Consider the following 18,864-nt stretch of genomic DNA (forward strand, 5'->3'; position numbering starts at 1 on the left):
GCCCGTCGGTCGGTCCGCGCCCCTGGCATCGCTCGCGCAGCGACGCGAGCGGATGTGGTTCGGGGCGGCGCATTGCGGCGCGTCGCGGTGTGCGCGGACACTCGGTCGTCATCCCGGCCGGGGTCACCACGTCGCGACGGCCATGAGAACGACGGATGCCGCCATCGCGCCGATCTGCCCTCGGTCGAGTCGTGCCGGCATCCGCCCTATCACCCCGACGGACAGCACGGCATAGACGGTCGCCGCGCCGATGAGGACGGGGGCCGGGTCGAGCCCGTGGGCGTGGCCAGAGGTACCCGCGTGCCCGGCCATCCCGACCTGCAACCCCGCCATCACGATCATCCCGAGCGTCGTGTGCATCGTCATGAGCGCGGGCACCCGCGGCGGGCGGCGCTGGCGCGGTCGTCGCCATATGGCGAGGGTGACGGCACCGGCGAGCAGCATCGCCGTCCACCACACGGGCGCGACGAGCCGGGACAGCCCCGCGTCGAGCATGGCGAGCAGCATCAGCACGGATGCCATGACCTCGGGCGGCCGCACCCGCGCGCGGTCGGCTGCCAGACAGCAGGCACCGACCGCGGCGGGGGCGACCGCCCAGGCGTGGAGGATGTCGCTCATCGCCTCAGCAGTGGCATCCGGAGGCGGACTCGCCGTGGCCGTGCGCATCGGCGGGGGCCGCGTGTGCCGCGGGCGCGCAGTGCGTGTTCGCCGGTGCGGGAACGTTCAGCACGGGGTTGCGCTCGAAGAAGTTGTACGGCTTGAGCGTGAACTTGGCGTAGTCCATGGGCATGACCGGCCAGTCCTCGTTGCGCGGGAAGTGCGTGAGACCGAAGGTGTGCCAGAGCACGACGTCTTCGCCGACGAGCGGCTCGTCGCCCGCGATGAAGGCCGGGATGCCGGCACCACCGGGGTGCTGGTTGACGAAGTCGCCCGCGGCGTAGCGCTCGTCGGGGTCGTACTTCGTGACGAAGAGGTTCTTCGTGGCGAAGGCGGCGCGCGAGGCGATCGAGGAGGCGTCGTCGGCGAGCAGCACGGGCGTCTCGGTCGGGAAGAGCACATACGAGGTCGCCTGTCCGCGCTCGGTCGTCTTCTCGGTCGAGGCGATCTGCCACACGCGGTTGAGAGCGCCGTCGGCGACCCGGCCCGACACCTTCTCGGAGGCGATCGGCGTCACCTTCTTCGTGAAGGCGTTGCCGGCCGGGTTGGTCTCGGAGATCGGCAGGCGCACGGCGTCGATCTCGTTGACGACGTTGGCGACCCCGTCGACGGTCATGTCGAGCCGCGCCGAGAACAGGTGCTGGTGGTACGGCGCGCCGAGCCCGGGGGCCACCTCGGAGGCGAAGGGGTAGTCCTCGCCCGGGTACGCGGAGGTGAACAGGATGCCGGTGAGCTTCGCCTCGCACTCGATGGTGCCGTCGAGGTAGAGGTACCAGTAGAAGCCGTAGTCGTAGTTGCCGACCGTGGTGAAGAAGGAGATGACCAGGCGCCGCGAGCGACGGACCTCGCTGGATCCCGTGAAGATGTCGGTGTGCTTCCAGAGGGTGCCGAAGTCCTCCTCGTGCATGCACACCGCGTTGCGGACGGTGCGCGGCATCCCGTTCTCGTCCGACAGCACGGCGTCGACGTAGGTGATGTCGCCGACGCAGTCGCAGCCGAGCTCGAGCTCGTTCGTGTAGCGGCCGAAGAGGTACTCGCCGGTGTCGAAGTAGTTCTGCCAGAAGCGGTTGGGGGCGGGGTCGGCGTAAGGCACGACCATCTCGCTGATCGAGCCGCGGTACATCACGGGGCGCCCGGCGAACGACAGCTGGCGCAGGATCAGGCCCTCGCGGGTGTCGAAGCCGATGCGCAGGTCCCACTCACCCCACGTGACGTGCTCGCCGTCGACGGTGAAGCTCGAGCCCTCGGGCTGGGTGATGACGATGGGCTTGAGCCCCTCCAGCGGCGGGCCTTGCAGCTCGGGGTCGTCGAAGTTGCCGTGCGTCTCGGGCACGGTGAACCCGGGGGTGTCGACGATCTCGATGATTCTGCGGTCGGCGACGTCGATGTAGGCGGTGAGTCCGTCGACGGGGTGCGCCCACGGGTGGTCGGCGGGGTGGTCCTGCCGGAACGCGAAGGTGCGCAGCACCCGGCGGCCCACCTCGTTCTCGTAGCCGTAGTGCCCGGCCGAGAGGGGGACGAGCACGACGTCGGCGGTGGTGAGTCCGCGCGCGGCGAGGGCGGCGATCCACTCGGCGCTCTCGTTCGCGATGACGCCGACCTCCTCGAACTCCGCGTCGAGGATCGGCAGCTGCCCGTCCGACCCGTCGAGCTCGGTGGAGCGCAGCACCTCGCCGGTCGGGAGCGAGACGACGAGGTCGAGCGAGTGGGCGGTGCGCAGGTTCAGCAACTGCACGCGCGCGCGGCGCTCCGGGAAGGCGGTCTCGCCGCGCTCCCAGGCGAGCACCTCGCCCTTGGGTGCTTCTTCGAGGCCGACGTAGGCGAAGCGGGTGGCCTCGTCGACGCCGTCGAGTGCGGCCACGACCGCGTGGACGGCGGTGATCTCGTCGGGGGAGAGGGATGCCAGGGGGTGGGCGGGCGTCGCGGGGGCGACGAAGGCGGTCGAGGTCGGGTCGGTGAGCGTCATGGTGTCTCTCTCGGGGTGTGGCGGGTGGGACGAAAGGGCGATGGATGCCGCGGCGCCGGGGCCGCGGCATCCGGGATCAGCCCGCGATGGTGTCGGTGAGCTTGGCGTAGGCGGCGGGACGGCGGCGGCGGATCCACGCGGCCTGGGCGTAGCCGAGCACGGGGAAGAGCACCACGAGAGCGAGCAGCGCCCAGCTCACGGCGCCGAAGACCGGGTTCCCGTCGCCGTCGACGTCGCCGACCATGATCGGGAAGTACACGACGATGATCACGGCCGACACCGCGAGCCCCACGAAGCCGAGCGCGGGGGCGATGATCGTGTTCCACACGCGGCGGTCGGCGCGGGTGCGGGCGAAGTACACGATCACGGCGACCGAGGTCGCGGCCATGAGGATCGCGATGGCGAGGGTCGCGACGCCGGCGAACCACGTGAACACCTGCAGCAGCGGGTCGAGGTTCAGCACCGCGAAGATCGCCGTGAGCGCCGCGGCCGTGACCGTCTGCACGATCGACGACACGTGCGGCGAGAGGTGCTTCGCGTGAACGCCGGCCACGCGGTCGGGGAGCACCCCGGCGCCGGCCATCGCGTGCTGGTAGCGGGTGAGCACGTTGTGGAACGACAGCACGCACGCGAACATCGACGTCAGCAGCAGGACGTTGACGATGATCTCGCCGACCGTGCCGAGGTACAGGGCGACCGTGCGCAGCATCAGGGTGCCGGGGTCTTCCGCGGCGGCCATGATCCCGTTCGGGCCCCACGCCATCACCAGGCCCCACGAGGCGAGCGTGTAGAAGACACCGATGCCGATCACGGCGCCGTAGGTCGCGCGGGGGATCGTGCGGTCGGGGTCGCGGGCCTCGTCGCGGAAGATGGCCGTCGCCTCGAAGCCGATGAACGCCGCGATCGCGAACATCAGACCGACGCCGGGGGAGCCGCTGAGCACGTTCGCCGGCTCGAAGGGCGCTGCGCTCAGGCCCTCGGGGCCGCCGTTGAAGACGACCGCGGCGACGAGCGCGAGCACGATCGCGACCTCGGCCACCAGCAGCACGCCGAGCACTTTGCTCGAGAGGTCGATGTGGCGGTAGCCCAGGATGCCGACGAGCCCGACGACCGCGAGGGCGTACAGCCACCACGCGAGGTCCGGACCGCCGAGCGAGACGACGGTGATCTCGAGCAGGTAGCCGATGTAGCCGTACACCGAGACCTGGATGGTCGTGTACGTGAGCATCGCGGTCCACGCCGCGGCCAGGCCCGAGGGGCGACCGAGGCCGTACCCGATATAGGTGAAGAATGCGCCGGGGCGGGGCACGTGCCGCGTCATGGCGGCCAGACCCACGGCGAACAGCAGCAGGATGACGGCGCTGATCGCATACAGCGTCGGGAAGCCCGCGCCGTTGCCGATCAGGATGCCGAGGGGCGCGGCGCCTCCGACGACGGTGAGCGGCGAGGCGGCGGCGACGACCATGAAGACGATCGCCGTGACGCCCAGGGAGCCTTGCAGCGTCCGCTTCGCCGACGCCGCCACCCCCTTCGATTCGAGCTGGGTCATGTCGGTTCCTTACGTGTTCGGGTGTGCCACCGAGGTTCCTCCCGGTGCGTTGCCCCGCCGTTGAGCCGGTGTGAAAGTGTGTGAGCCGCGACTGAGACGCCCCGCGCACGCTGTCTCAGTCGGGGACACGAGCCCGAAACACGGGTGTCGCGGTGGGGCAATGCCCGCGGCGTACGGTCGGGCGCATCCCGACGGAGACGATATGACCGCACTTTCCCGCGCCATCGCGCGACCCGATCCCGTCGCTGGATTCGGCCACCGATCCCCCCTGCACGGTCTGGGACGCCGCCGCATCGGCATCGTCGACCTCGCCGCGCAGTCGGTGGCGGCCGTCGCCCCTGCCGCCGCCGCGACGACGGTGGTGCTTCTCGTCGCGGGCGTCGCGCCCGGCATCACCGTGCCCGCGATCGTCGCCGCCGCGGTGCTGAGCCTGTGCGTCGCCCGGACGGTCGGGGAGTTCGCACGCCGCTTCGCCGCCGCTGGTGGGCTCTACACCTACACCGCGCGCGGTCTCGGCACCCGCGCGGGGCTCGCCGCGGGGGCGGCGATCCTCACCGGGTACGCCGCCGTGGCGATGTTCGCCCTGCTCGGGGGCGGCTACTACGCCACCTACCTGCTGGCCGGGATCTGGCCCGCGCTCGACCGCCCGCTCGTGACCGCCGGCGCCGTGATCGTCGAGGCGGCGCTCGTCGCGTTCGTGCTGGTGCGCGGCATCCGGGTGTCGGCGCGCGCCGCTCTCGTCGTCGAGTCCCTGTCGGTCGCGCTCATCGTCGTGCTGCTGTGCGTACTGCTGGTGAGCATCGGACCCGTGGACGTGGCTGCGGTGATCGGCGCGCGCACAGCGGGCGGGCTGGACCCCGTCGCTCTCGCGGCCGGCGCGGTCATCGCGCTGACCGCTTTCGTCGGGTTCGAATCGGCGACGACCCTGGGCGTCGAGTCGATCTCGCCGCTGCGCAACGTCCCGCGGGCCATCACGGGCACGGTCGTGCTGTCGGCGGCGCTGTACGTTCTGGCCGCGGTGACGCAGGTCGCCGGCTTCGACGCCCTCGGCGGCGATCTGGCGGCCAGCGCCTCCCCGGTCAACGACCTGGCCGCCGCCTACGGCCTGGGCGGCTGGGGCGTGGTCGCCGACATCGGCATCGCCGCCTCCTTCCTGGCCTGCGCGATCGGCACGACCACCGCCCTCGTGCGCGTGCTGTTCGCGATGAGTCGTGACGGTGTGCTGCCCGCGTCGCTGGGCCGCGCACACCGCCGGTTCGGCACTCCCGCGGCGGCGGTGGGTGCCGCGCTTCCGGTCATCGCCGGGGTTCCGCTCGTACTCGTCGGCGCAGGGGTGCCGGTGCGCGATGCGATGCACGTGACGCTGTCGGTCGGCGCCGCGGGGTACATCGTGTCGTACGTCCTGGTCTGCGTGGCCGCCCCCGTCTTCCTTCGGCGCATCCGCGAGCTGACCCCGGTATCGGCCGTGATCGCCGGTCTCTCCGCGTGCGCGCTCGCCGCGGCCCTCGTGGCGTTCTTCGTCGACGACGCGGCGGCCGGCGGCACCGCGGGAGTCGTCGTCATGGTGCTCGCCGTCACGGCTGCCGTCCTGATCGGCGTGCTGCGGCGCCGACACGGTCTCGAGGCGATCGGCCGCTACGACGAGCCCGTCGCCGCCCAGGTGCTCGGGGGAGTGCCCTCGCCGCGCCGCCACGATGATGCGTGAGCCGGGCGTGCGAGAGACCGCGGCGCCGGCCCTGTCGGCCCGTCAGCCGGGTGCGGTGCACTCGGCGTTGTCGGTTCTCGAGGCGGTCGCGCACCTGGGAGCGGGGGTGAGCGCCCAGCGCATCTCCGCCGAGCTGGGCCTGCCGCGCGCCACCACCTATCGTCTGGTGAACCTCCTCGTCGAGGACGAGTACCTGGTGCGCACCCCCGACCTGGCCGGCTTCGCACTCGGAGCGAAGGTCGCGCAGCTCGCGGCCGTCGCCTCGCCACCCGTGCGACTGTCGTCGGCGGCGCGTTCGGTGGTCGACGACGCCCGTCGTGTGCTGCGCGGCGGCGTGCACGTCGCGCTCTACGTCGATCGGCGTATCGTCGTCGTCGATTCCGATCCGGATTTCCCGCTCTCCGACGAGGCGCGGCTGGCGCGGGAACCCGAGCGGTTCGCCCTCGGGCGCCTGCTCCTCGTCGAGGATCCCGCCGCCACCGGCGAGGTGATCGAGGCGGCGCGCGCCGACCTGGCGCGCTGGGGTGCGACACGCCAGAGCGGCGAGATCACCGCGACCACCGGATGCCTCGCACTGCCGATCCGCGACGGCGCGGGAGTGCTGGCCGGTGCCCTGGCGTTCTCGGGCGCCCGTCACCGCGTCGACGAGCCCGACGGGGTGCTCGCGCAGCTGCGCCCGGCGGCCGATGCCCTGGCCCCGCTCATGGTGTGACGCGGATCGGCTAAGCTGTATGCGGCTCTCCGCGTGGCGGCATCCAGGCCAACTCCCCCAGGACGGAAACGTAGCAAGGGTAACCAGGCTCTACCGGGTGCGCGGAGGGTCTTTTCTTTGCCCGGAAACAGCTCGGCTCTCCGGTCGAGCTCCCGCGTCAGCCGCGCTCCTGATCACTCGATGCCGAAGCAACCCCCGGGCGATGTCGTCGGCCCGCAATAGGCTGGACACGTGACGCAGAGCATCTACATCACGTCGGCCGAGGGTCACTCGGGTAAATCCACCGTCGCTCTGGGCGTCCTCGACGCTTTGAGCCGCGTGACTCCGCGCGTGGGGGTGTTCCGGCCCATCGCGCGTTCGACCGCCGAGCGCGACTACGTGCTCGAGATGTTGCTCGACCACGATGGCGTCGACCTCGCCTACGACGACGTCGTGGGCGTCACCTACGACGACGTGCGCGACGACGCCGACGCGGCTCTCGGCCGCATCGTCGAGCGGTACAAGGCCGTCGAGGCGCAGTGCGACGCCGTGGTCGTGATCGGTAGCGATTACACCGACGTCGGCAGCCCCGCCGAGCTCGCGTACAACGCGCGCATCGCCGCCAACCTGGGTGCCCCCGTGCTGCTGGTGCTCGGCGGACGTGCGCAGCAGGGGCAGAGCGAGACGCTCGGCCTCTCGGTGGCGCGCACCCCGCACGAGGTCGGGCAGATCGCGTCGCTTGCGGTCGCCGAACTCGTCCACGAGCGCGCCGAGGTGTTCGCCGTCATCGTGAACCGCGCCGACCCCGACGAACTCGACGGCGTCGTGGCATCCGTCCGCCAGGTCATCGACACCCTGCCGATCACTTCGTCCGACGAGCGCCGGCCCGTGCCGGTGTGGGCCCTGCCCGAAGACCGCTTCCTCATCGCCCCCTCCATGCGTGGCGTGTTGCGCTCGGTCGAGGGTGAGCTCATCAAGGGTGACCCCGCACTGCTCACCCGCGAGGTGCTGGGCGTGGTCGTGGCGGGCATGTCGATGGTCAACGTGCTGCCGCGCCTGAAGGAGTCGGCGGTCATCGTGATCCCCGCCGACCGCACCGAGGTGCTCCTCGCGACGCTGCTCGCCAACGCCTCGGGGACGTTCCCGTCGCTGGCCGGCGTGGTGCTGAACGGTGGATTCGAGTTGCCCGACGCCATCGTGCGCCTCATCGACGGCCTCGGCTCGCCACTGCCGATCATCGCGACCGACCTCGGCACCTACGACACGGCCGTGCGCATCATGAACACGCGGGGGCGGCTCGCCGCCGACTCCCAGCGCCGGTACGACACCGCGCTGGCGATGTTCGAGCGTCACGTCGACACCGAGCTGCTCACGCGCGAGCTGGGCGTCGCACGTCCGAGCGTCGTGACCCCGTTGATGTTCGAATACGGTCTGGTCGACCGCGCGCGCACCGACAAGCGCCGTATCGTCCTGCCCGAGGGCACCGACGACCGGGTCCTGCGCGCCGCCGCGACGGTGCTCTCGCGCGGCATCGCCGACCTCACGATCCTGGGCGAGCCGATCGAGGTGCGCGGGCGCGCGATCGAGCTCGGCATCGACATCCGCGACGCCGAGGTGCTGAGTCCCTTCGACGCGGTCCACGTCGATAAGTTCGCGACCGAGTACGCGCGGCTGCGTGCCCACAAGGGCGTCACGTACGCGCAGGCGGCCGACACGGTCACCGACGTGTCGTACTTCGGCACGCTCATGGTGCACATGGGCCTGGCCGACGGCATGGTCTCGGGGGCGGCGCACACCACCGCGCACACCATCCGCCCGGCGTTCGAGATCATCAAGACCGCCCCCGGCGTCTCGGTGGTCTCGAGCGTCTTCCTCATGGCGCTCGCCGACCGCGTACTCGTCTACGGCGACTGCGCCGTCATCCCCGATCCCACGAGCGAGCAGCTCGCCGACATCGCCGTGTCGTCGGCGGCGACCGCCGACCAGTTCGGCATCGAGCCGCGCGTGGCGATGCTGTCGTACTCGACGGGCGAATCGGGCACCGGAGCCGACGTCGAGAAGGTGCGCGCGGCCACCGCCCTCGTGCGCGAGCGCGCCCCCGAACTGCTGGTCGAGGGGCCCATCCAGTACGACGCCGCCGCCGACGCGGCCGTCGCGCGGGCGAAGATGCCGAACTCCGCCGTCGCCGGACGCGCCACGGTGTTCGTCTTCCCCGACCTCAACACCGGCAACAACACCTACAAGGCGGTCCAACGCTCCGCCGGCGCTGTCGCCATCGGCCCGGTGCTGCAGGGGTTGAACAAGCCCATCAACGACCTGTCGCGCGGCGCTCTCGTCGACGACATCGTCAACACGATCGCGATCACCGCGATCCAGGCACAGGGGAGCGACAAGTGAGCGTGGTGCTCGTCGTCAACAGCGGTTCGTCGTCGTTCAAGTACCAGCTGCTCGACATGCAGCACGAGCGGGTGCTCGCGTCGGGTCTGGTCGAGCGCATCGGCGAGACCACGGGCATCGCCGAGCACACCGTCGAGGCCGCAGCGCTCGCCGGGTTCGGCGATGCGCCCGCGGTGACGGATGCCACGTTCACGATCGAACGTGAGATCCCCGACCACACCGCCGGGTTCGCCGTCATGCTCGAAGCCTTCGCCGCGCACGGTCCCTCGCTCGAAGACCAGGCCCCCGTCGCCGTCGGCCATCGCGTCGTGCACGGCGGTGCGCGCTTCTTCGAGCCGACCGTCATCACCCCGCTGGTCGAGATCAACATCGACGAGCTGTCGGTGCTGGCGCCCTTGCACAACCCCGCGAACCTCGCCGGTATCGTCGCAGCCAAGAAGGCTTTCCCCGATGTTCCCCACGTCGCCGTCTTCGACACCGCCTTCCACCAGTCGCTCGCCCCCGAGGCTTACACGTACGCGATCGACCGAGAGCTGGCCGAGGCGCACCGCATCCGCCGCTACGGCTTTCACGGCACGAGCCACAAGTTCGTCAGCGAGGCCGCCGCCGCCTTCGTGGGCCGACCCCTGACCGAGCTCAAGCAGATCGTGTTCCACCTCGGAAACGGGGCGTCGGTCACGGCGATCGAGGGCGGACGTTCCGTCGACACCTCGATGGGGCTCACCCCGCTCGAGGGGTTGGTCATGGGCACGCGCTCGGGCGACCTCGACCCGGCCGTGCTGTTCCAGCTCGCCCGCCGCGCCGACATGTCGATCGCCGACCTCGACACCCTGCTCAACAAGCGCTCGGGTCTCAAGGGCCTCGCGGGTGTCAGCGACATGCGCGACATCGGCGAGCGACGCGACGCCGGCGACCCGGCGGCCCAGCTCGCCTTCGACGTCTACATCCACCGCCTCCGCGCCTACGCGGGTGCCTACCTCGCCCAGCTCGACGGTGTCGATGTCATCTCGTTCACCGCGGGCGTCGGTGAGAACTCGATCCGCGTGCGCGAAGAGGCTATGGCCACGCTCGGCTTCGCGGGCGTCGAGATCGACCCCGAGCGCAACGCGACGAGAGGCCGCGGGGCCCGCCGGATCTCGACCGATTCCTCGCGGGTCGAGGTGCTCGTCGTACCGACCAACGAAGAACTCGAGATCGCCCGCCAGACGCTCTCGGTCACCTCCTGATCCACCCCTCGCCACTACGCTGATCACCGCGGCGCCTGGGGCGGCCGTTCGACTTCTTTGCCGACAGGGAGCACGCCGTGACCGACACCCCCGCACTGCCCGATCTCACCGCGTACGACGGGGTGCTGTTCGACCTCGACGGAGTGCTCACCCCCACCGCCGAAGTGCACATGCGGGCGTGGAAAGAGATGTTCGACGAGCTGTTCGCGGCGTGGAAGATCGAGCCCGCGTACACCGACCGCGACTACTTCGAGTACGTCGACGGCAAGAAGCGCTATGACGGCGTGGCGAGCCTGCTGCGCAGTCGCGACGTCGAGGTGCCGTGGGGCGACCCCTCCGACGACCCCTCCGAAGACACCGTCTGCGGCGTCGGCAACCGCAAGAACGCCGTCTTCTCCCGCATTCTGCGCGCCGAGGGCATCGCGCCCTACCCGGGTTCCGTCGCCCTCCTCGACGTGCTCCAAGCCGCCGGCATCCCCATCGCGGTCGTGTCGAGCTCGAAGAACGCCGTCGAGGTGCTCGAGGCAGCCGGGCTGCGAGAACGCTTCCCCGTCGTCATGGACGGTGTCGTCGCCGAGCGCGACCACCTGGCATCCAAGCCCGCCCCCGACGTCTTCGCCGAGGGGGCCCGCATGCTCGGCGTCGATCCCGCTCGTTCGGTCGCCGTCGAAGACGCGCTGAGCGGTGTGCAGTCGGCCGTCGCCGCGGGGTACGCCGTCGTCGTCGGGGTGAACCGCGGCGCCGGAGCCGACGATCTCGCCGGCGCCGGAGCGTCGGTGGTCGTCGACGACCTCGCCGCGTTCGTAGACTGAGCCATCGCCTCCCGCGACGAGCCCCACACCGTCTCCGAGCGGCGAACCCGAGTAACACCCGCGCATCACCCGCGCGCACGGCCAGCGGCTGTTCGCGTCGACCCGACCCTGCCACCGGAAGGCACGCCCCGATGATCGATCGCGATCGTTTCCCCATCGACGAGTGGCGTCTCGTCGAGACGCAGTTCTCGCTCGACGACGTGGGGGTCACCGAGACCCTTTTCGCCGTCGGAAACGGCTACCTGGGCCTGCGCGGCAACTCCATCGAGGGTCGGTTCGCCCTCGAACAGGGCACGTTCATCAACGGCTTCCACGAAACGTTCCCCATCCGTCACGCCGAGCAGGCCTACGGCTTCGCCGAGGTCGGGCAGACGATCATCAACGCACCCGATGCCAAGGTCATGCGCGTCTACGTCGACGACGAGCCGCTGTCGCTCGACGTCGCCGACGTGCGCGAGTACGAGCGCGTGCTCGACATGCGCCAGGGCATCCTCCGCCGCCATCTCCTGTGGGTGACCCCCTCCGGCAAGCGCGTGCGCATCGAAGACGAGCGATTCGTCTCGTTCGACGAGAAGCATCTCGCGGTGCTGCGCCTGACCGTCACCGTGCTCGACGCCGACGCGCCCGTCACCGTCAGCAGCCAGCTGCTCAACCGCCAGGACGGCGAGGGCATCTACGGCGGCTCGCCGATGGCATCCAAGCAGTCCGGTTTCGACCCGCGTAAGACCGAGAAGCTCAGCGACCGCGTGCTGCAGCCGCGGGAGTACTGGCAGGACGGCAACCGGTCGGCGCTGAGCTACGAGGTGACCGACTCGAACATGACCCTCGGTGTCATCGCCGACCACCTCGTCGACACCGCGAACGAGTACACCTCGCGTCAGCTCGTCGAGCCCGACATCGCCAAGAACGTCTTCCGCGTGCACGCGCGGGCGGGCGTGCCCACCACGATCACCAAGCTCGTCAGCTATCACACGTCGCGGGGCGTGCCCACGGGCGAGTTGCTCGACCGCTGCCGCCGCACGCTCGACCGCGCGGTCGAGGCGGGCATCGACGGGCTCTTCGCGCAGCAGATCGCCTGGTACGCGGACTTCTGGGACCGCTCCGACGTGCGCATCGGCGGACAGGGCGAGCTGCAGCAGGCCACCCGCTGGTGCCTGTTCCAGCTCGCGCAGGCCGCGGCGCGCGCCGACGGGCAGGGCGTGCCCGCCAAGGGCGTCACCGGATCGGGCTACAGCGGCCACTACTTCTGGGACACCGAGGTCTACGTGCTGCCGTTCCTGGCGTACACGTCGCCGCTGTGGGCGCGAAACGCCCTGCGCATGCGCTACCTGATGCTGCCGGCGGCGCGCAAACGCGCGCACCAGCTCAACGAGGCCGGTGCCCTGTTCCCCTGGCGCACGATCAACGGCGAGGAAGCCTCGGCCTACTACGCCGCCGGTACCGCGCAGTACCACATCAACGCCGACGTCGCCTTCGCCCTGGCGAAGTACGTGCGGGCGACGGGTGACGAGGAGTTCCTCGCCCGCGAGGGCGTCGACATCGCCGTCGACACGGCGCGTCTGTGGTCGACGCTGGGGTTCTGGCGTTCCAGCGACGCCGCCGATCACGGCGAGCACGACTCGTTCCACATCCACGGCGTGACCGGGCCCGACGAGTACACCACCGTCGTCAACGACAACCTGTTCACCAACGTCATGGCACGCTTCAACCTCCGCTTCGCGGCGCGCACCGTGCGCGAGCTCGCCGAGAACGATCCCGACGCGTACGCCGCCATGGCCGACCGCATGAACCTCGACCCCTCGGAGCCCGAGCGCTGGGACAAGGCGGCCGAGGCGATGCACATCCCCTTCAGCGAGGCCCTCGGCATCCATCCCCAAGACGCCGTGTTCCTCGAGCGCGAGATCTGGGACCTCGAGAACACCCCGCCCGATCAGCGCCCCCTGCTGCTGCACTTTCACCCGCTGGTGATCTACCGGTACCAGGTGCTCAAGCAGGCCGACGTGGTGCTCGCGCTGTTCCTGCAGGGCAACCACTTCACGGATGCCGAGAAGCTCGCCGACTTCGAGTACTACGACCCGCTGACCACGGGCGACTCCACCCTCTCCGCGGTCGTGCAGTCGATCCTCGCCGCCGAAGTGGGCTACCAGGACCTCGCGCTGGAGTACTTCCGTCAGGCCGCGTTCGTCGACCTCGGCGACCTGCACCACAACGCCGCCGACGGCGTGCATGTGGCCTCGGCCGGTGGGGTGTGGACGGCGCTGGTCAGCGGCTTCGGCGGCATGCGCGACCACTTCGGGCAGTTGACCTTCGACCCGCGCCTGCCGGCGGACTGGCCCGAGCTGTCATACGTGCTGCACTGGCACGGCACGCGCCTGGACGTCACGCTCACCGAGACGTCGCTGACGCTGCGCGCCGGCGCACAGGGCTCGCCCGTCGCCTTCGCCGTGCGCGGTGTGGACTACACGGTCGCTCCCGGCGAGACCGTGCGCGTGGCGCTGCACGGCCAGGGGCCGGTGCGGCCGGGCCGGCCCTCGATCCGCCAGCTCGAGGGATCCGTCCGCGAAGACGGCACCCTGCTGTCGGCGTCGGTGCCCATCGTGACGGCGGCCATCCCGATCGTGAGCGACGACGACGAGCCGGTGGCCGTCGGTCTCGACGTCTGATCTCCCCTCCGAACGCGGCGGCCCCTCGGGTCGCCGCGTTCGGCGTTTCCGGGGCCGGGCGGCCCGGTGGTGCGGTGGGTGCCGGGTGGGCCGGGGTGGTGTGGGCCGGGGTGGTGCGGTGGGTGCAGGGGATCGTGTGGGGACAGGGCGGATGCCGAGGGGTGGGCCTGTTCTGGGTGGATGCCCTGTTCTCGTGGGGCGGGGACAGGGGCCGCGCGTGGGGGCGGCGGCGTGTGGGGCGGAGCAGGAGGGAACCGCGGAGGCGATGTCGGAGGTACGCCGTAGGCTGTTGTGGTGACGACAGCCCTGTACCGCCGATACCGCCCGCAGGCGTTTGGCGAGATGATCGGGCAGTCTCAGGTGACCGAGCCCCTGATGACCGCCCTGCGTAGCGACCGGGTCGGTCACGCGTACCTGTTCTCGGGGCCGCGCGGGTGTGGCAAGACCACCTCGGCCCGCATCCTCGCCCGGTGCCTCAACTGCGCCGCCGGCCCCACCGACACGCCATGCGGCACCTGCGACAGTTGCGTCGAGCTCGGCCGCGGCGGGGGCGGTTCGCTCGACGTCGTCGAGATCGATGCCGCCAGCCACAACGGCGTCGACGATGCTCGCGACCTGCGCGAGCGCGCGATCTTCGCGCCGGCTCGCGACCGCTTCAAGATCTTCATCCTCGACGAGGCTCACATGGTCACGCAGCAGGGCTTCAATGCCCTGCTCAAGCTCGTCGAAGAGCCCCCCGCACACGTCAAGTTCATCTTCGCGACCACCGAGCCCGAAAAGGTGCTCGGAACGATCCGCTCGCGCACCCACCACTACCCGTTCCGGCTCGTACCGCCGGCGGCCATGCTCGAGTACGTCCAAGAGCTCTGCGAGAGCGAGGCCGTCGGCGTCGAGGCCGGCGTGCTGCCCCTCGTCGTCCGCGCCGGTGGCGGATCACCCCGCGACACGCTCTCTCTGCTCGATCAGCTCATCGCCGGCTCCGATCAGGATGCCGCGGGGCACGTCCTCGTGCGATACGAGCGCGCCGTGGCGCTACTCGGGTACACCCACTCCGAGTTGCTCGACGAAGTCGTCGACGCCTTCGCAGCGCTCGACGGTGCCGGTGCGTTCGCCGCCGTCGACCGCGTCGTGCAGACCGGGCAAGATCCACGTCGGTTCGTCGACGACCTGCTCGAGCGACTCCGTGACCTCATCATCGTCGCGGCGACCGGAGCCGGTGCGGCGGCGGTGCTGCGCGGCGTCCCCGACGACGAGCTCGAGCGCATGGCCCGCCAGGCCACGGCGTTCGGAGCCGCACGACTGTCGCGTACGGCCGACCTCGTCGTCGCCGCTCTCGATGAGATGACCGGGGCGACATCGCCGCGGCTGCAGCTGGAATTGCTGGTCGCGCGTGTGCTCACGCATGCCGGGGTTTCGCAGGGGATCTCGCCTGCCAGCGCCCACGATCTCGAGGCGTCACGCGGTGCTGCATCGCCAGCGCCACAGATGGCGCCGGCAACCGGGCGACCCGCGTCTCCTGCCGCCGACATCGCGGCACCGGATCACAATCTCGCACAGCCCCCCGTCGCGGCCGCTGCACCGCGCGTCGCTTCGCCTGGTATCGCTTCTCCCGGTATCGCTTCTCCCGGTGCGGCATCGCCTGGGCCGTCGGAGCCGCGCGTCGCGGCGCCCGCCGTCGTTTCCCCTGCCGTCGCCGCGCCTGCCGTCGCTTCCCCCGCGATCGCTTCGCCCGGTATTGCGTCGCCTGGACCTTCTGCACCGCGCGTTGCGGTACCCGGCGTGGCGTCGCCGTCCGTGGGCTCACCATCCGTCGCGGCGCCGTCGATCGCCGCGCCGCCCGCGGCGTCGGCATCGTCGCCTCGCACCCCGGCACCCGCTTCCGAGCGCCCGTCGGCCGCCCCCGCGCGTGCCTCGTCGCCCGCCGTATCCGGTACGTACGACGACGACGTTCCGCCGCCGTTCACCGACGACGATGCCCCGCCGCCCTTCGACGAACCCGAGTCCGCGACTCCCGTATCCGCGCCGCAACGACCCGCCCCCGCCGAAGCGTCGGCGGCCGACGATGCGCACCCGTTCGATACCGCACCCACGCCCGAGAGCGAGGTGGGTGCGACGGTCGCGCCCACCGCTTCTGCTCCGACCGAGCCCGACGCCGGCGCCACGTCGCCCGCGCCCCCGGCCGCGTCTTCTCGCGAACCCACCGCTGCGCGGGAGTTCGCTCCGTCCTCGTCCGGGCTCCCCGCTGACGACGTCTCACCGCTCGAACCGTCGGCCCCGACTCCGCCCGCGACCCCGGTCGGACCCATCGAGCTCGGACACGTGCGCGACGCGTGGCCAGAGATTCTGGGGCAGCTCGAAGTCGCACGTCGCTCGGCGTGGCTCGTCGTGTCCACGGCGACGGTGCGTGCTTACGACGACGACGTGTTGACCCTTTCGTTCCGCACATCCGGCGACCTCGCGGCATTCAAGACACGCACGGTCGATGGAGGACCCAGCGAAGATCTCCGCCAGGCGATCCACGCCGTCCTGGGCGTCCGTGTGAAGTACCTCGCGCGTCTCGATGGTGAAGGTGGGCCCGGTCACAGCGCGCCCCCACGTGGCCCGTCCGCGCCGCCTTCGACAGGCTCTCAGATCGGTCCGCGCGGTGGCGCCCAGACGGGCGGTGCGTCATCGCGCTCGTCGGCCCCTTACGCAGCAGCGGTCACCGAATGGGCCGTGGCTCCCATCCCATCGGCTGATGGAGCCACTTCCGCTCCCTCCACGGCCCTCGCTGTAGATGACGAGCCCGACGACGCGTCCGCCACCGCTGCGCCGTTCGCGGTCGCCCCGGGTGCTGTGCTTCCGACCCGAGATGTCACCCCGTCGATGCCTGCGCCCGACGAGGTCGACGACGACGATGACATCCCACCGGCCGACGACACCGAGATACCCCTGCCCCCGGTCATCGTTCCGCGCATGACGCCGCTCAGCGGCGGAGCTCAGCGCTACGGTGAGGCGGTCGTGCGCCAGGTGCTCGGCGCCACCTACGTGCGCGACGAGCCCTATGAACCCCCGACGAGGTTCAGCTGATGTACGACGGCATCGTCCAAGACCTGATCGATGAGTTCGGGCGCCTCCCCGGCATCGGGCCGAAGTCGGCGCAGCGTATCGCGTTCCACATCCTGCAGTCGCCCAGCTTCGACGTATCCCGCCTCTCGACGCTTCTGGGCGAGGTTCGCGACAAGGTCAAGTTCTGCGAGATCTGCGGCAACGTCTCCGAGCAGGAACGCTGCTCGATCTGTCGCGACCCCCGGCGTAACCCGGCTCTGATCTGTGTCGTCGAAGACGCGAAAGACGTCGCCGCGATCGAGCGGACCCGTGAGTTCCGTGGCCTCTACCACGTGTTGGGCGGGGCTATCAGCCCCATCGCGGGCATCGGTCCCGACGATCTGCGCGTCACTCAACTCATGCAGCGTCTCGCCGATGGCACCGTGCAAGAGGTCATCCTCGCCACCAACCCCAACCTCGAGGGTGAAGCGACGGCCACGTATCTGAGCCGGCTGCTACACACCCTCGAAATTCGCGTCACGCGTTTGGCATCCGGTCTGCCCGTCGGCGGTGATCTCGAGTACGCCGACGAGGTCACCCTCGGCCGCGCCTTCGAGGGCCGCCGCACGCTCTGATCTCGGTCCCTCTCGTTGCCGCTGACCGACCTGCACCGCCCTCTCCCGAGGGACAGAGACTCCATGCCCCGACAGGATCCTGCGCCCGCGCGCCGTGTGCGCAGCCCGCGTACGAGCTCGCGCCCGAAGGCTCACCGCCGCGTGCGCGCTCGAGCCCGCACGACGCTGGACAGCGTCGCCCGCACCGGCTGCCCGAGGTAGATGCCGAGGGAGGCCCCGACGGCGAGGGCGACGCCGATCGTCGCCGCACCCGCCAGCGTGGTGACTCCCGTCATGAGCACCGCCGGGTCCTCGCCCGATTCCACGACGCCCAGGAGCCCGCGGAACACCGCGGCCCCCGGCACGAGCGGCAGGATCGCGGCGGTCGTGATCGCCACCGACGGCACGTGTAGACGGTAAGCCACGACGATGCCGACGAAGCTGCCGATGAAGGCCCCGATCCCGCTGGCGGCGGCGACGTCGAAGCCCAGCCCCGAGGCCCCGACGTATCCCGCCCAGGCGACGAGGCTCAGGGCCGCGCTGACCACGATGATCCGCGCCCCTGCGCCGTTGTAGACGGCCACCGCGATCGCGATCACGGCGGCCCCGACGAACTGCACGCTCACCGGTCCCAGTGGTAGCGCGTTCGAGGGGGCAGACATGCCCAGCCCGATCACCCGGACGGTCTCGAGCCCGGCGAGGATGCCCAGCACCACGCCGAGCGTCTGCGTCGTCAGCTCGAGGATCCGCCCGGTCGCGGTCAGCGCGAACCCGTCGATGGCGTCTTGCGCCGCCCCCACCACGGTGAGGCCGGCGAGCATCAGGACGATCCCGGATGCCACGATCACCGACGGACGGATCGCCGCAGCCGCGTCGAGACCGGTGTACTGCAGCAGGGGCGACAGGGCCGCGACGACGGTGAGGACGAACCCGCCCGCGATCTGCGCGAAGAAGTAGGGCACGCGAGCGCGGGCCAACGCGTACTGCGTGGTCGCGGCGAGGGCGGCGGCGATGAACGAGAGCACGAGGGCCAGCCAGTTCGCCCCGAACATGATGGCGACGCCCGTCGCGAGCGACGCCTGCGAGGCCACCACGATCGCGGGGCGATAGCGGAACGGCAGGCGCCGGATGGCGCGGCAGCGGCTGATCGCGTCGTCGAGCGGCAGCCCGCCCGTGATCTCGGTGACGAGGGCCTGCAGGCGCTGGAGCTTGGCATGGTCGGGCACTGAGCCGCGTACGACGCGCAGCAGCGTCGTGGGGCGGCTGGCCCCCGGGCGACTGTGGGCGATCGTGATGGAGTTGTAGGTGACGTCGACGTGCACCGGGTCGAGCCCGTACGCGCCGCACACCCGCACGATGGTCAGCGTCACCTCGTTGGCGGGCGCGCCCACGACGAGCATGGTCTCGCCGATGCGGATCGCGAGGTCGAGGATGCGTGTCGAGAGGGCTTCGTCGATCACGGGAAGCAGCTGGGTGTCGAGCATCGCTTCGCCGTCGGTGTGGACGAGGCGACGCAGTGACGACAGCAGTCGAAGCGGGGTGGGGGACAACCGCGGG

At 70.8% G+C, this 18,864-nt stretch carries 12 protein-coding genes and 1 other RNA gene; 9 read left to right on the forward strand and 4 right to left on the reverse strand.

Annotated features, from left to right (window positions below; genetic code table 11):
• Positions 1-123: 123 nt before the first annotated feature.
• The 3 genes from QE412_RS16990 to QE412_RS17000 all read right to left on the reverse strand — a co-directional run bounded on the left by QE412_RS16990 (position 124) and on the right by QE412_RS17000 (position 4,172).
• The gene (locus tag QE412_RS16990) at positions 124-618 is read right to left on the reverse strand and encodes a hypothetical protein (protein ID WP_307486656.1); all 495 of its coding nucleotides are present in this window, start codon (positions 616-618) and stop codon (positions 124-126) included.
• A gap of 4 nt (positions 619-622) precedes the next feature.
• On the reverse strand, positions 623-2,623 hold the full coding sequence (locus tag QE412_RS16995) for a primary-amine oxidase (protein ID WP_307486658.1): 2,001 nt from the start codon (positions 2,621-2,623) through the stop codon (positions 623-625).
• Positions 2,624-2,699: 76 nt separating this feature from the next.
• Positions 2,700-4,172, reverse strand: a complete 1,473-nt coding sequence (locus QE412_RS17000; RefSeq protein WP_307486660.1) for an APC family permease — start codon at positions 4,170-4,172, stop codon at positions 2,700-2,702.
• 202 nt (positions 4,173-4,374) lie between these two features.
• Between QE412_RS17000 and QE412_RS17005 the strand changes: the two genes are divergently transcribed.
• From QE412_RS17005 to recR, 9 genes are all read left to right on the forward strand, one after another.
• On the forward strand, positions 4,375-5,877 hold the full coding sequence (locus QE412_RS17005) for an APC family permease (RefSeq protein WP_307486662.1): 1,503 nt from the start codon (positions 4,375-4,377) through the stop codon (positions 5,875-5,877).
• 7 nt (positions 5,878-5,884) lie between these two features.
• The gene (locus QE412_RS17010) at positions 5,885-6,589 is read left to right on the forward strand and encodes a helix-turn-helix domain-containing protein (protein ID WP_307486664.1); all 705 of its coding nucleotides are present in this window, start codon (positions 5,885-5,887) and stop codon (positions 6,587-6,589) included.
• A 20-nt stretch (positions 6,590-6,609) separates the two neighbouring features.
• Positions 6,610-6,706, forward strand: an RNA gene (gene ffs / locus QE412_RS17015) — signal recognition particle sRNA small type.
• Between the two features lie 114 nt (positions 6,707-6,820).
• Positions 6,821-8,965 carry a phosphate acetyltransferase gene (pta, locus tag QE412_RS17020; protein ID WP_307486666.1) on the forward strand — a complete coding sequence of 715 codons (2,145 nt, stop codon included), beginning with the start codon at positions 6,821-6,823 and terminating at the stop codon, positions 8,963-8,965.
• Complete coding sequence (locus QE412_RS17025) at positions 8,962-10,191, forward strand: acetate/propionate family kinase (protein WP_307486668.1); 1,230 nt, start codon at positions 8,962-8,964, stop codon at positions 10,189-10,191. The genes pta and QE412_RS17025 overlap by 4 nt, the downstream gene beginning before the upstream one ends.
• A gap of 77 nt (positions 10,192-10,268) precedes the next feature.
• Positions 10,269-11,003: an HAD family hydrolase gene (locus QE412_RS17030; protein WP_307486670.1), complete on the forward strand. Its 735-nt coding sequence runs from the start codon at positions 10,269-10,271 to the stop codon at positions 11,001-11,003.
• Between the two features lie 131 nt (positions 11,004-11,134).
• Complete coding sequence (locus tag QE412_RS17035; RefSeq protein ID WP_307486673.1) at positions 11,135-13,666, forward strand: glycoside hydrolase family 65 protein; 2,532 nt, start codon at positions 11,135-11,137, stop codon at positions 13,664-13,666.
• A gap of 294 nt (positions 13,667-13,960) precedes the next feature.
• On the forward strand, positions 13,961-16,735 hold the full coding sequence (locus tag QE412_RS17040; RefSeq protein WP_307486675.1) for a DNA polymerase III subunit gamma and tau: 2,775 nt from the start codon (positions 13,961-13,963) through the stop codon (positions 16,733-16,735).
• Positions 16,735-17,328 (forward strand): recombination mediator RecR, encoded by a 594-nt coding sequence (recR, locus tag QE412_RS17045; protein ID WP_307486678.1) that lies wholly within the window; start codon positions 16,735-16,737, stop codon positions 17,326-17,328. The genes QE412_RS17040 and recR overlap by 1 nt, the downstream gene beginning before the upstream one ends.
• 131 nt (positions 17,329-17,459) lie before the next feature.
• On the opposite strand, the gene QE412_RS17050 is transcribed toward recR, so the two are convergent.
• Complete coding sequence (locus QE412_RS17050; protein WP_307486680.1) at positions 17,460-18,857, reverse strand: threonine/serine exporter family protein; 1,398 nt, start codon at positions 18,855-18,857, stop codon at positions 17,460-17,462.
• Positions 18,858-18,864: the final 7 nt, after the last annotated feature.

It is taken from the genome of Microbacterium trichothecenolyticum (assembly GCF_030818955.1).
Classification (GTDB): Bacteria; Actinomycetota; Actinomycetes; order Actinomycetales; family Microbacteriaceae; genus Microbacterium; species Microbacterium trichothecenolyticum_B.

What these genes read in the sequence shown, in the direction of transcription:
- QE412_RS16990 (WP_307486656.1), bottom strand. Translation starts at nt 618, where the DNA reads ATGAGCGACATCCTCCACGCCTGGGCGGTCGCCCCCGCCGCGGTCGGT.
- QE412_RS16995 (WP_307486658.1), bottom strand. Translation starts at nt 2,623, where the DNA reads ATGACGCTCACCGACCCGACCTCGACCGCCTTCGTCGCCCCCGCGACG.
- QE412_RS17000 (WP_307486660.1), bottom strand. Translation starts at nt 4,172, where the DNA reads ATGACCCAGCTCGAATCGAAGGGGGTGGCGGCGTCGGCGAAGCGGACG.
- QE412_RS17005 (WP_307486662.1), top strand. Translation starts at nt 4,375, where the DNA reads ATGACCGCACTTTCCCGCGCCATCGCGCGACCCGATCCCGTCGCTGGA.
- QE412_RS17035 (WP_307486673.1), top strand. Translation starts at nt 11,135, where the DNA reads ATGATCGATCGCGATCGTTTCCCCATCGACGAGTGGCGTCTCGTCGAG.
- recR (WP_307486678.1), top strand. Translation starts at nt 16,735, where the DNA reads ATGTACGACGGCATCGTCCAAGACCTGATCGATGAGTTCGGGCGCCTC.